Annotated in this window: 12 protein-coding genes; 5 read left to right on the forward strand and 7 right to left on the reverse strand. The window is 61.3% G+C overall.

Going from position 1 to position 12,245, the window contains the following annotated elements; genetic code table 11:
• Nucleotides 1-100 precede the first annotated feature (100 nt).
• Nucleotides 101-877, forward strand: coding sequence for an IclR family transcriptional regulator (locus CXQ80_RS19805; protein WP_101322084.1), 777 nt, complete (start codon nt 101-103; stop codon nt 875-877).
• 206 nt (nt 878-1,083) lie between these two features.
• Here CXQ80_RS19805 and yjiA read toward each other — a convergent pair whose 3' ends face one another.
• The 3 genes from yjiA to CXQ80_RS19820 all read right to left on the reverse strand — a co-directional run bounded on the left by yjiA (nt 1,084) and on the right by CXQ80_RS19820 (nt 4,415).
• Complete coding sequence (gene yjiA / locus CXQ80_RS19810) at nt 1,084-2,055, reverse strand: GTPase (protein WP_101322085.1); 972 nt, start codon at nt 2,053-2,055, stop codon at nt 1,084-1,086.
• A 78-nt stretch (nt 2,056-2,133) separates the two neighbouring features.
• Nucleotides 2,134-2,331, reverse strand: a complete 198-nt coding sequence (locus CXQ80_RS19815; protein ID WP_101322086.1) for a YbdD/YjiX family protein — start codon at nt 2,329-2,331, stop codon at nt 2,134-2,136.
• A gap of 17 nt (nt 2,332-2,348) precedes the next feature.
• On the reverse strand, nt 2,349-4,415 hold the full coding sequence (locus CXQ80_RS19820) for a carbon starvation CstA family protein (protein ID WP_101322087.1): 2,067 nt from the start codon (nt 4,413-4,415) through the stop codon (nt 2,349-2,351).
• Between the two features lie 166 nt (nt 4,416-4,581).
• On the opposite strand from CXQ80_RS19820, the gene CXQ80_RS19825 reads away from it, so the two are divergent.
• Nucleotides 4,582-4,944 carry a PilZ domain-containing protein gene (locus CXQ80_RS19825; protein WP_101322088.1) on the forward strand — a complete coding sequence of 121 codons (363 nt, stop codon included), beginning with the start codon at nt 4,582-4,584 and terminating at the stop codon, nt 4,942-4,944.
• 264 nt (nt 4,945-5,208) lie between these two features.
• Nucleotides 5,209-6,726, forward strand: coding sequence for a nucleobase:cation symporter-2 family protein (locus tag CXQ80_RS19830; RefSeq protein WP_101322089.1), 1,518 nt, complete (start codon nt 5,209-5,211; stop codon nt 6,724-6,726).
• 121 nt (nt 6,727-6,847) lie between these two features.
• Here CXQ80_RS19830 and radA read toward each other — a convergent pair whose 3' ends face one another.
• Complete coding sequence (gene radA, locus CXQ80_RS19835) at nt 6,848-8,215, reverse strand: DNA repair protein RadA (RefSeq protein WP_101322090.1); 1,368 nt, start codon at nt 8,213-8,215, stop codon at nt 6,848-6,850.
• A gap of 189 nt (nt 8,216-8,404) precedes the next feature.
• On the opposite strand from radA, the gene mscL reads away from it, so the two are divergent.
• Nucleotides 8,405-8,824 (forward strand): large-conductance mechanosensitive channel protein MscL, encoded by a 420-nt coding sequence (gene mscL, locus CXQ80_RS19840; RefSeq protein ID WP_101322091.1) that lies wholly within the window; start codon nt 8,405-8,407, stop codon nt 8,822-8,824.
• A 26-nt stretch (nt 8,825-8,850) separates the two neighbouring features.
• Here the strand turns inward: mscL and CXQ80_RS19845 are convergent, their stop codons facing one another.
• Complete coding sequence (locus CXQ80_RS19845) at nt 8,851-9,627, reverse strand: ferredoxin--NADP reductase (protein ID WP_101322092.1); 777 nt, start codon at nt 9,625-9,627, stop codon at nt 8,851-8,853.
• A gap of 320 nt (nt 9,628-9,947) precedes the next feature.
• On the opposite strand from CXQ80_RS19845, the gene CXQ80_RS19850 reads away from it, so the two are divergent.
• Nucleotides 9,948-11,072, forward strand: a complete 1,125-nt coding sequence (locus CXQ80_RS19850; protein WP_101322093.1) for a methyltransferase — start codon at nt 9,948-9,950, stop codon at nt 11,070-11,072.
• A 9-nt stretch (nt 11,073-11,081) separates the two neighbouring features.
• Here CXQ80_RS19850 and CXQ80_RS19855 read toward each other — a convergent pair whose 3' ends face one another.
• Together CXQ80_RS19855 and cydB are read right to left on the reverse strand one after the other, a co-directional pair.
• Nucleotides 11,082-11,225 (reverse strand): DUF2474 domain-containing protein, encoded by a 144-nt coding sequence (locus CXQ80_RS19855; protein WP_101322094.1) that lies wholly within the window; start codon nt 11,223-11,225, stop codon nt 11,082-11,084.
• Nucleotides 11,226-11,237: 12 nt separating this feature from the next.
• Entirely contained in the window at nt 11,238-12,245 is a 1,008-nt protein-coding gene (gene cydB, locus CXQ80_RS19860; protein WP_101322095.1) for a cytochrome d ubiquinol oxidase subunit II, read from the reverse strand.

Below are 12,245 nucleotides of genomic sequence, written 5' to 3' on the forward strand. Positions count from 1 at the left end.
GCATTGTTATTGTCGTAATCAGATTACGAATAACGTAATTTGCTCGCCGCCCGTCGTCAAGTTATAAAGTCGCCACCTGTCAATGTGGATTCCTTTCCCCATGTCCAAAGCCAGCACCCCTGCCGACACCGGCAAGCAAAAGGTCCGCTCGGCGGAAGTCGGCACCGATATCCTCAAGGCCCTTGCCGAGCTTTCGCCGTCGACCTCGCTGTCGCGCCTGGCCGAGCACGTCGGCATGCCGGCGAGCAAGGTGCATCGCTATTTGCAGGCGCTGATTGCCAGCGGTTTCGCCGAGCAGGATCGCGCCACCAACCACTACGGCCTGGGCCGCGAAGCGTTGCGAGTGGGCATGGCCGCGCTGGGCAGCATCGATGTGCTCAAGGTGGCGGCGCTGCCGCTGTCGGCATTGCGCGACGCGCTCAACGAGAGCTGCTTCATTGCTGTGTGGGGTAATCAGGGCGCGACCGTGGTCAGTATCGAGCCGGCGGTGCGCGCCGTTACCGTGGTGACGCAGATCGGCTCGGTGCTGCCGCTGCTCAGCTCATCGACCGGGCTGGTGTTCGCTGCGCATTTGCCCGAGCGCGAAACGGTTGACCTGCGTGAACGTGAGTTGGCCGCCATGACGCAGACATTCGACGCCTATCAGCCACTTTTGGCAGGGATTCGCGAGCAGGGGCTGCACCATGTGCATGGGCTGTTGATGCCTGGCGTCGACGCACTTTCGGCGCCGATCTTCAATGCCATGGGGCACATCGTAGCGGTGATGACCGTGGTTGGGCCGACCTCGATTTTCCATGCCGATGAGCATGGCCCGGCGGCGCAGCAGTTGCTGGCGGCCACCCGCGACATCAGCTGGCGGATGGGCTACGCGGCCTGAACAGTGACTCTTACTCGGCGCGTAAAGGTGAATGTCGCCTGAGGCTATTTTTCTCGCCGCAACAGCGGCTTATGCTGACTTCACTGGCCAGCACGCAGCGCACTCCCCCGCCCTGAGTGCAGGCCACGCTCGACGACGTTGATTTTGAAGCTCCTTGATCTAACGTCCAGATTGGCCACTGCACATGCAGTGGCCTTTTTTTTTGCTCAGGTCAGCGCGGCAAAGCCTGCACGGATCTCGTCTTCGGGCAGTTCATCGCCGATAAACACCATCACACTTTCACGCGCCTCGTCGGCCTTCCATTCGCTGTCCCAGTCGAAGCCGTACAGCTTCAACACGCCCTGAAACACCAAACGGCGCTCATCCCCAGCGATATTGAGCACGCCTTTGTAGCGCAGCAACTGCTTGCCGTGGTTTTCCAGCAGCTCGTTCATGAACTCGCTGAGGCGATCGATATCCAGCGCCGTGCTGGTACGCAAAACCAGCGTCGAGATGCGATCCGGGGTCGCCGGCTTGAGCACCGGGCGCAGGCTGCGGGTGATACTCGCGCCCAGGTCAGGATTGAGATTGAAGCCGCGCACATCAAGCAACTCAGCCAGGTCGATGCGGCCCTGCTCGACGATGCGAATCGCCGCGCGGCCGTTGATCCGCGCCAGGCGCTCCTGCAAGGCCTCGACAGCCTCAGCCGTGACCAGATCGGTCTTGCTCAACAGCAAGCGGTCGGCAAAGCCGACCTGAGCCTGGGCAATGGCCTGGGTCAGGTGGACATCGGCGTGGGCGGCGTCGACCAGGGTGATGATGCCGTCGAGGATGTAGCGATCGCGCAGCTCTTCTTCGATGAAGAAGGTCTGCGCGACTGGCGCCGGGTCAGCCAGACCGGTGCATTCGATCACCAGCCGGTCAAACGCGATGTCGCCGGCATCCAGCCGCTCCAGCAGCAGGTACAGGGCTTTGGTCAGGTCGGTGTGGATGGTGCAGCACACACAACCGTTGGCCAGGGTCATGACCTGCACCGGCTCGTCTCCGAGCAATTGGCTGTCGATGCCGGCTTCGCTGAATTCGTTTTCGATCACGGCGATCTTCAGGCCATGCTCGGCCTTGAGCATGTGCTTGAGCAGGGTGGTCTTGCCCGCACCGAGAAAACCGGTGAGGACCGTTACAGGAATAGGCGTTTGCACGCAGACATCTCCTTTGGCCATAAATGAAAGTGGGAGCCCGGTTGCCCGGGCTCCCACTCGATCACACTTGCCGCTGGTTCAACAGCACTTGGGCCCGGACTTGCCGCCGTAACGGGCTTCCTGTCGCTCGCGGAAGAACTCCTCGTAGCTCATCATCGGCTTGTCCGGGTGCTTGCCCTGCATGTGCTCGACATAATTGTCGTAGTCGGGCATGCCGACCATCAGCCGGGCAGCTTGCCCCAGGTACTTACCCAGGCGACCCAGGTCGTTGAACATGGCTGCAGTCCTCTCGTTTACGCGTCAGGCAGCGCCTGGAACGGGGTTTCTTTATCGCTGCGCTCTTTGCGACCCAGTGCCGAGTAACCGACTCTGAGGGCGAAGAACAGGATGCTGAACACCACCACCAGGAACAGGATGGTCAAGCCAGCGTTGGTATAGGCGTTGAAGATCACGTGCTGCATCTGACCAACGTCCTTGGCCGGGGCCAGTACCTGACCGGCGTCCAGCGCGACGCTGTACTTGTTCGCGAGGGCCAGGAAGCCAACAGCCGGGTTCGGATCGAACAGCTTGATGAAGCCTGCAGTAGTGGTGCAGATCAGCAGCCATACCGCCGGTACCAGGGTGACCCACATATAGCGCTGGCGCTTCATCTTGATCAGCACCACGGTGCCGAGCATCAGCGCGATACCGGCCAGCATCTGGTTGGAGATACCGAACAGCGGCCACAAGGTGTTGATGCCACCCAGCGGATCGATCACGCCTTGATACAGCAGGTAGCCCCACATCGCTACGCAGCCAGCAGTGGCAAGCAGGTTGGCGCCCCACGATTCGGTGCGTTTGAGTGCAGGCACGAAGCTGCCGAGCAGGTCCTGCAGCATGAAGCGCCCGGCACGGGTACCGGCGTCCACTGCGGTGAGGATGAACAGCGCCTCGAACAGAATCGCAAAGTGGTACCAGAAGGCCATGGTGTTTTCACCCGGCAATACCTGGTGCAGGATCTGCGCGATACCGACTGCCAGCGTTGGCGCACCACCGGCACGGGCCAGAATGGTGTGCTCGCCAATGTCGCGGGCAACCGCTTCAAGTTGCTCAGGGGTGATCAGGAAGCCCCAGCTGCTGACCGTCTGCGCGACGCTTACCACGTCGGAGCCGACCACTGCTGCCGGGCTGTTCATGGCGAAGTACACGCCTGGCTCGATCACCGAAGCAGCAACCATGGCCATGATAGCCACGAACGACTCCATCAGCATGCCGCCGTAACCGATGTAACGGGCGTTGGTTTCGTTGTCGAGCAGCTTGGGCGTGGTGCCCGAGGAGATCAACGCATGGAAACCGGATACCGCACCGCAGGCGATGGTGATGAACAGGAACGGGAACAGCGTGCCCTTCCAGACCGGGCCAGTGCCGTCGGTGAACTGGGTCAGCGCAGGCATCTTCAGTTCAGGCGCGAGGATCAGGATGCCCAGCGCCAAGGCGACGATGGTACCGATCTTGAGGAAGGTCGACAGATAGTCACGCGGCGCCAGTACCAGCCATACCGGCAGTACAGCGGCAACGAAGCCATAGCCCACCAGCATCCAGGTGATCTGCACACCGGTGAAGGTGAACGCCGGGCCCCAGACCGGGTCGGCAGCCACCAGGCCACCGATCCAGATCGACAGCAGCAGCAGGACCACGCCGATGATCGAGATCTCACCAATCCGCCCCGGGCGGATGTAGCGCATATAGATGCCCATGAACATCGCGATCGGGATGGTCGCCATCACCGTGAACATGCCCCACGGGCTTTCAGCCAGGGCCTTGACCACGATCAGCGCCAGCACCGCGAGGATGATGATCATGATCAGGAAGCAGCCGAACAGGGCGATGGTGCCCGGGATCCGGCCCATTTCTTCACGGACCATGTCACCCAGCGAGCGGCCATTGCGGCGGGTGGACATGAACAGGACCATGAAGTCCTGAACGGCACCTGCCAGGACCACACCGGCAATCAGCCACAGCGTACCGGGCAAGTAACCCATCTGCGCGGCGAGTACCGGACCGACCAGCGGCCCCGCGCCAGCGATGGCGGCGAAGTGGTGACCGAAGAGGATGTGCTTGTTGGTCGGCACATAGTCCAGACCATCGTTGTTGAGTACCGCAGGGGTTGCCCGACGCGAGTCGAGCTGCATCACCTTGGTGGCGATGAACAGGCTGTAGTAGCGATAGGCGACCAGATACAGGGCCACTGCCGCAACCACAATCCACAAGGCGTTGACTGCCTCGCCGCGACGCAGGGCAACTACACCCAGCGCACAGGCTCCCAGTACTGCCAACACCAGCCACGGAATGTGGCGTAGCAGGCTATTATTGTTGTTCATGGTTTACTTCCAGCTGGTGGATTGGAAAGACCGCCAAGCGAGTCTAGGGCCAGTCAAGGCGCATTGCCACATTTGCTTTGTTCTAGAGCCTTTGCCGCCCGATTGCGCAAGCACATACGCCCATACCTTCAACTATAGTCAGGATGTCTTGCAGAGGGCTTTGACCATGAGCGATCACGACGAACGTCGGCGTTTCCAGCGAATTGCTTTCGATGCCACCGCAGAACTGCGCCAAGGCTCGCGAAAATGGCAGGTAAAGCTGCTGGATATCTCCCTCAAGGGCATTCTGGTCAGCCGCCCCGAGTGCTGGGAGCCAGATGCCACGCAGGATTTTGAAGCGACGGTACACCTCAGCCCTGAGGTGCAACTGGAAATGCAGGTCGAGCTGCGTCATGAAGAAACCGGCAAGCTGGGTTTCGTCTGCCTCCACATCGACCTCGACTCGATGAGCCATCTGCACCGTCTTGTGGAATTGAACCTGGCTGATCGCACCGAAATGATGCGCGAACTGCGCGAACTCATCGAATAATACTATCTGTTAGCTAGCTAACCTGCCCCTCCTCCATGTGTTTCCTGTCTACCCAGACAGCTTCTTGCAAGCGGTTTGGGGACTTGTACACAACTTTATAATCACGCTTGCGCTCTGTTGGAACGCTTTCTGCATTCAGCTAAGACGCTGTTTACGGGCACTCTTGTGCGCGCTCCGATCAAAATATTGTATACAATTTTTGTGGCCATCCTTTGTAGGAAGTGTCTACAGTAGCCCCACAACAATAAACAGAGAGCCTGCTCCATGACGACGCCCCCTGGAACATCTGCGACCCAACGTCCCGAGGACGAAAACCTCGGCCTTGGCGCCAACCTGGCCTACGGTCTGCAGCATGTGCTGACCATGTATGGCGGGATCGTTGCGGTCCCGCTGATTCTGGGCCAGGCAGCGGGCCTGAACCCCGCCGAGATCGGTCTGTTGATCGCCGCCTCACTGTTTGCCGGTGGCCTGGCGACCTTGCTGCAAACACTTGGTTTACCGTTTTTCGGCTGCCAGCTGCCGCTGGTTCAAGGTGTGTCCTTCGCCGGTGTGGCGACCATGGGCGCGATCCTCAGCAGTGAAGGTGGCGGTGGCCTGCCGGGGGTGCTCGGCGCAGTGATGGCGGCCTCGGTGCTCGGCTTTTTGATCACGCCGGTGTTCTCGCGGATCACCAAGTACTTCCCACCGCTGGTGACCGGCATCGTCATCACCACCATCGGCCTGACCCTGATGCCGGTTGCGGCGCGCTGGGTCATGGGCGGCAACAGTGCCTCGCCAGAGTTCGGCAGCATGGCCAACATGGGCCTGGCCGCGCTGACCTTCGCCATCGTGCTGGTGCTGAGCAAACTCGGCAGCGCGACCATCTCGCGACTGTCGATCCTGCTGGCGATGGTGGTCGGTACGTTGATTGCCTGGTCGCTGGGCATGGCCGATTTCAGCAAGGTCGCCGAAGGCCCGATGTTCGCCATGCCCTCGCCGTTCCACTTCGGCATGCCGACCTTCCATATCGCCGCGATCCTGTCGATGTGCATCGTGATCATGGTGACCTTGGTCGAAACCTCGGCAGACATCCTTGCGGTCGGTGAGATCATCGATACCAAGGTTGACTCCAAGCGCCTGGGCGACGGTCTGCGCGCCGACATGGCCTCCAGCATCCTGGCACCGATCTTTGGCTCCTTCACCCAGAGCGCCTTCGCCCAGAACGTCGGCCTGGTGGCTGTGACCGGAGTCAAGAGCCGCTATGTAGTGGCTACCGGCGGCCTGATCCTGGTCGTGCTGGGGCTGCTGCCGGTGATGGGCCGGGTGATCGCCGCAGTGCCGACGCCAGTACTTGGCGGTGCTGGCATCGTGCTGTTCGGCACCGTGGCTGCGAGCGGGATTCGCACCTTGTCCAAGGTCAGCTACAAGAACAACGTCAACCTGATCATCGTCGCCGCCTCGCTGGGCTTTGGCATGATCCCGATTGCCGCACCGAACTTCTACCACCACTTCCCGAACTGGTTCGAGACCATCTTCCACTCCGGCATCAGCTCGGCGGCGATCATGGCGATTCTGCTCAACCTGATGTTCAACCACTTCACCACCGGTAACTCGGAGAACCAGTCGGTGTTCGCCGCAGCCTACGAGCGCACCATCCAGTACTCGGACATCTCCGCCCTGCGTGATGGCGACTACTTCAAGGACGGCAAACTGTTCGACGCTGAAGGCATCGAGGTGCCACTGCAAGAGGGCTCAGAGCAGGACGGCGCGGCGCGACGGCGCAACGCGGTGGCCGAGCACTGACGCCTGTAGGAGCGGCCTTGTGTCGCGAAAGGCCCGCAAAGCGGGCCCAGCAATATCAGCGGCGAAGCTGAAATGCGGGGCCGCTACGCAGCCCTTTCGCGACACAAGGCCGCTCCTACAGTTACTCGAACAGCGCGTCGAGGGCCTGTTCAAGCCGGGTCACGGCAATCACCTGCAGCCCCGGCGGAGACTCCTTGGGCGCATTGCCCTTGGGCACGATGGCACGCTTGAAGCCATGCTTGGCGGCTTCCTTCAAACGCTCCTGACCGCTGGGCACCGGCCGTACTTCGCCAGACAGGCCGATTTCACCGAACACCAGCAGGTCATGGGCCAGAGGCCGATTGCGCAAGCTCGACATTACTGCGGCCAACAACGCCAGGTCAGAGGCCGTTTCGAGCACCTTGACCCCGCCTACCACGTTGAGGAACACGTCCTGATCGTGGGTCGGGATGCCGCCGTGACGGTGCAAGACGGCCAGAAGCATGGCCAGGCGGTTCTGGTCCAGGCCCAGGGTGACCCGGCGCGGGTTGGCCAGGTGGCTGTCGTCGACCAGCGCCTGCACCTCGACCAGCATCGGCCGGGTGCCTTCCCAGGTCGCCATGACCACACTGCCGGGGACTTCTTCCTGGGTGCGGTTAAGGAAAATCGCCGACGGGTTGGAGACCTCTTTCAAGCCGCGATCGGTCATGCCGAACACGCCCAGTTCGTTGACCGCGCCAAAGCGGTTTTTCACCGCACGCAACAAGCGCAGACGGCCATCGGACTCGCCCTCGAAATACAGCACGGTATCGACCATGTGCTCGAGCACCCGCGGCCCGGCCAGCGAGCCTTCCTTGGTCACGTGACCAACGAGGAAGATCGCCGTGCCGCTCTGCTTGGCGTAACGCACCAGCAATGCCGTGCTCTCGCGCACCTGGGCGACCCCGCCCGGGGCGGATTGCAGCTGTTCGGTGAAGATGGTCTGGATCGAGTCGATGACCATGACCCGCGGCTGCTCGACGCGAGCGGTGGCGATGATGGTCTCGATGCAGGTTTCGGTCATGACCTTGAGCTTGTCCTGCGGCAGGCCCAGACGCCGTGAGCGCATCGCTACCTGCTGCTGCGACTCTTCACCGGTGACATACAGTGCCGGCATGGCGGCGGCCATGTGGCACAGGGTCTGCAACAGGATGGTCGATTTGCCGATACCTGGGTCACCACCGATCAGCACCACCGAACCATCGACCAGACCGCCACCGAGCACCCGGTCGAGTTCGCCGCTGCTGGTGCTGAAACGGGGGATTTCTTCGACGCTGACTTCGGCCAGGGTCTTGAGCTGGGCCTGCTGGCCAGTCCAGCCGGCACGCCCGCTGGGCGCCGCGGCGCCACCGCTCTCGATCATGCTCTCGACCAAGGTGTTCCAGGCGCCGCACTCGCCGCACTGGCCCGCCCATTTGGGAAAGGTCGCGCCGCACTCGGTGCAGCCATACAAGCGCTTGGCTTTGGCCATAAGGCAGTCTCCCGGAAAAAAGTGGTCATGATAGCCGAGCCAGACGTGTCTCGAACGCTGCAGGATGCGACAAAACTATTCGATCTAACCGCAGTCACTTACTAACCTCAGTCACTGCAGCGTCACGCATGAAGCGTTTTAGTGGCTTACACTGCGTTTTACTTATCCATTTGTTACAAGGAATAAACCATGGGCATGATCAGTGAATTCAAGGCATTTGCCGTCAAAGGCAATGTGGTCGATATGGCGGTCGGTATCATCATCGGCGCCGCCTTCGGCAAAATCGTTTCGTCGTTCGTTGGCGACGTGGTGATGCCGCCACTGGGCCTGCTGATCGGTGGCGTCGACTTCAGTGACCTGGCAATCACCCTGAAAGCCGCGCAAGGGGATATCCCGGCTGTCGTGCTGGCGTATGGCAAGTTCATTCAGACCGTGATCGACTTCGTCATCGTCGCATTCGCCATCTTCATGGGCGTCAAGGCGATCAACCGCCTCAAGCGCGAAGAAGCCGTGGCGCCTACCACGCCACCGGTGCCAACCCCTCAGGAAACCCTGCTGACCGAGATTCGCGATCTGCTCAAGACGCAGAATCAGAACCGTCTGCCCTGATCGAGCAAAGGGGCGCGCCGCGCCCCTTACCAGTAGTTTTCCACTGCTACCTGGCCTGGACGTTTGCTCAAGTTGAGTTGCAGATCGCGCGCCTTCAACACTTGGCGCGTGTCGTCGATCATCTGCGGGTTGCCGCAGAGCATGATCCGCGAATGCTCGGGGGATAATTCAAGCCCCGCCGCCCGCTCCAGTTCGCCGCTTTCAATCAACTGGGTAATCCGGGCATTCAGTGCACCCGGATACGCTTCGCGCGTGACGACTGGAATGAACTGCAACTTGCCGGCATATTCGGCCAGATAGTCGCGCTGCTCCAGCCCGGCAATTTCATCGACGTAGGCCAATTCCGCGGCCTCGCGTACCGAATACACCAGTTTGATGTTGTCGAAGCGTTCCCAGACTTCGAAGTCCTGCAGGATCGACATGAACGGTGCAATGCCGGTGCCGGTTGCCAGCAGCCACAGATCGCGGCCAGCTGGCAGTCGATCAAGGGTCAGATAGCCGAACGCCTGGCGATCGATAAGCAAGCTGTCGCCCTGCGCCAGGCGGCTGAGCTCGCTGGTGAATTCGCCGCCAGGCACAACGATCGAGAAGAAATCCAGATACTCGTCATGCGGCGCACTGACCATCGAGTACGCGCGCCAGACCACGCTGCCATCGGCTTTGCTCACGCCCAACCGAGCGAACTGCCCTGCGCGAAAACGAAAGCCTGGATCGCGCGTCACGCGCAGGGAAAACAGGTTAGGCGTCAACGGCCGAACGTCGAGCAGAGTCTGGCGGGTGAACTTGTCGGCGCTGGCGGTCATGACGGGCTCCATAAATCAGATGCGCCCAGTTTCGCCTAAAGCTGACTGAATGAACACCGACGGTTTGCAGGGGCAAGGCGCGAAGTGAATGGCGGGAACAGCGTTAATGAGAAAGAAAACAAACAAGAGGACGACTCTTTTCCTACACTGAGTCAGGCAGGTTGAGCAACGCCTCCAACAAAGCCGGCGGCATCGCCATCGCAGCCAGCCGTGGGCTGTTCTGAGCGCAACCTCCCCCCCGTGGATAAAGCCCTGTAGAATCTCGCCCCTCAAGCTCGTCGTGGTCTGCGCCGAGCAGATTCATAGCTGAGCCCCACGCCATGCCCCTGCTGACCAGCCCCTTCGCCGAACTCGATCTGATCCGCCAACCGGAACAGGCCGACGACCCGCTGCAAGCGTTCGACGCTGCCGACCAGTACCTGCTCGAGCACCTCGCCAGCCAAGGTTTGCCCGCCGACTGCCGTGTGCTGGTACTCAATGACAGCTTTGGCGCATTGGCGGCCAGCCTGTGCGACAGCCTGCAAGTGACCAGCAGCGGCGATTCGCACCTGGCCCGCATGGCTCTGGAAAAGAACCTCGTGCGCAACGCCAAGGCGTTCGACAGCGTGCCGTTCGTGCCGTCCAACCAGGTCTGGCAGGGGACGTTCGATCGGGTGCTAGTGCGGGTGCCGAAAACCCTGGCCTTGCTTGAAGAGCAGTTGATCCGCCTGCAAGGCCACCTGGCACCGGGCGCCGAGGTGATCGCCACGGCCATGATCAAGCACTTGCCGCGTGCCGCTGGCGACTTGCTGGAAAAGTACATCGGCCCGGTGCAGGCCTCGCTGGCGCAGAAAAAAGCGCGCCTGCTGACGGCCAGCTTCAGCGAACGGGCTCCGGCTCAATCGCCCTACCCTAGCCGTTACACCTTGGATCAACCGCCCCTGGAGCTGGTCAACCACGCCAATGTGTTCTGCCGCGAAGGACTGGATATCGGCACCCGTGCGTTTCTCCCGCACCTGCCGCGCGATCTTGGTCAGGCCCGGGTCGCCGACCTGGGTTGCGGTAACGGCGTGCTGGCGATCGCCTGTGCGCTGCTCAACCCACAGGCGCAGTTCAGTCTGGTCGATGAGTCGTACATGGCCGTGCAGTCAGCACTGGAAAACTGGCAGGCAGCTTTGCCCGAGCGGCCGGTTGAGGTGCTCGCGGCAGACGGCCTGGCCGGGTTCGAGAAGCAATCACTGGATGTGGTGCTGTGCAACCCACCGTTCCACCAACAACAGGTGGTCGGTGACTTCCTCGCCTGGCGCATGTTCCAGCAGGCCCGCGATGCGCTGGTGGTGGGCGGCGCGCTGTACATCGTCGGCAACCGCCACCTGGGCTATCACAGCAAGCTCGCGCGGTTGTTCCGTGGGGTCGAGCAAGTTGCCGCGACCCCCAAGTTCGTCATCCTCAAAGCGCGCAAGTAATTCGCCCGGTCAATGCGTGCTCAGCCCGGCTGCGCTCATGAACATGCGCATCAGCCAAGCCAGCACACCCAGGGCGGCGACACTCGCCGCCCAGATCATCACCAGCCAACCTAGCCGCTGCCACAGTGGCTTCTTCTGTTCGATACCGGTCATGCCGCGCACCTCCTAGTGATAGCCCTGGTCATGGGTGACTTTGCCGCGGAACACGTAATAGCTCCAGAACGTGTAACCGAGGATCAACGGCAGTATGAACAGCGTCCCCACCAGCATGAAGCCCTGGCTCTGCGGCGGTGCGGCGGCCTCCCAGATCGAGATCGACGGCGGGATGATGTTTGGCCAGACGCTGATCCCCAGGCCGCTGTAGCCCAAGAAGATCAACACCAGGGTCAGCAGAAACGGCGTGTAGTGCGCTGAGCGGGCAATCGCCTTGAACAAGCCGTAGAACGTCACTATGACCAGAATCGGCACCGGCATGAACCACAGCAGGTTAGGCATGCTGAACCAGCGCTCGGCAATCTGCGGGTAAGCGATCGGCGTCCACAGGCTGACGATGCCGATGACCGCCAGCAGTACCAGAGCCAGGGGCCGGCCAAGCACATGCATCTGCTGTTGCAGCGGGCCTTCGGTTTTCATGATCAGCCAGGTGCAACCCAGCAAGGCGTAGGCGACGATCAGGCCCAGCCCGGAGAACAGGCTGAACGGCGTGACCCAGTCCCAGGCGCCGCCGGCATAGTGGCGGTCGACCACCTTGAAGCCCTCGATGAACGCGCCCAATGCCACACCCTGAAAGAACGTCGCCAGCAGCGAGCCGCCGATGAACGCCTTGTCCCACACGTGGCGCTTGGCAGCAGTGGCCTTGAAGCGGAATTCGAAGGCCACACCGCGGAAGATCAACCCGATCAGCATCAGGATCAGCGGCAGATACAGTGCCTCCAGCACCACCGCGTAGGCCATTGGAAACGCCCCGAACAAGCCCGCTCCGCCCAGCACCAGCCAGGTTTCGTTGCCGTCCCAGACCGGCGCGACGGTGTTCATCATCACGTCGCGGTCATGCTCGGCCTTGACGAACGGGAAGAGAATGCCGATGCCCAGGTCGAACCCGTCCATCACCACATACATCATCACGCCAAAGATGATGATCACAGCCCAGATCAGCGGAAGATCGATACCCAT

The sequence above is a fragment of the Pseudomonas sp. 02C 26 genome (genome assembly GCF_002843585.1).
GTDB lineage: Bacteria > Pseudomonadota > Gammaproteobacteria > Pseudomonadales > Pseudomonadaceae > Aquipseudomonas > Aquipseudomonas shirazensis.

What these genes read in the sequence shown, in the direction of transcription:
- CXQ80_RS19805 (WP_101322084.1), top strand. Translation starts at nt 101, where the DNA reads ATGTCCAAAGCCAGCACCCCTGCCGACACCGGCAAGCAAAAGGTCCGC.
- CXQ80_RS19815 (WP_101322086.1), bottom strand. Translation starts at nt 2,331, where the DNA reads ATGTTCAACGACCTGGGTCGCCTGGGTAAGTACCTGGGGCAAGCTGCC.
- CXQ80_RS19820 (WP_101322087.1), bottom strand. Translation starts at nt 4,415, where the DNA reads ATGAACAACAATAATAGCCTGCTACGCCACATTCCGTGGCTGGTGTTG.
- CXQ80_RS19825 (WP_101322088.1), top strand. Translation starts at nt 4,582, where the DNA reads ATGAGCGATCACGACGAACGTCGGCGTTTCCAGCGAATTGCTTTCGAT.
- CXQ80_RS19830 (WP_101322089.1), top strand. Translation starts at nt 5,209, where the DNA reads ATGACGACGCCCCCTGGAACATCTGCGACCCAACGTCCCGAGGACGAA.
- radA (WP_101322090.1), bottom strand. Translation starts at nt 8,215, where the DNA reads ATGGCCAAAGCCAAGCGCTTGTATGGCTGCACCGAGTGCGGCGCGACC.
- mscL (WP_101322091.1), top strand. Translation starts at nt 8,405, where the DNA reads ATGGGCATGATCAGTGAATTCAAGGCATTTGCCGTCAAAGGCAATGTG.
- CXQ80_RS19845 (WP_101322092.1), bottom strand. Translation starts at nt 9,627, where the DNA reads ATGACCGCCAGCGCCGACAAGTTCACCCGCCAGACTCTGCTCGACGTT.
- CXQ80_RS19850 (WP_101322093.1), top strand. Translation starts at nt 9,948, where the DNA reads ATGCCCCTGCTGACCAGCCCCTTCGCCGAACTCGATCTGATCCGCCAA.
- CXQ80_RS19855 (WP_101322094.1), bottom strand. Translation starts at nt 11,225, where the DNA reads ATGACCGGTATCGAACAGAAGAAGCCACTGTGGCAGCGGCTAGGTTGG.
- cydB (WP_101322095.1), bottom strand. Translation starts at nt 12,245, where the DNA reads ATGGGTATCGATCTTCCGCTGATCTGGGCTGTGATCATCATCTTTGGC.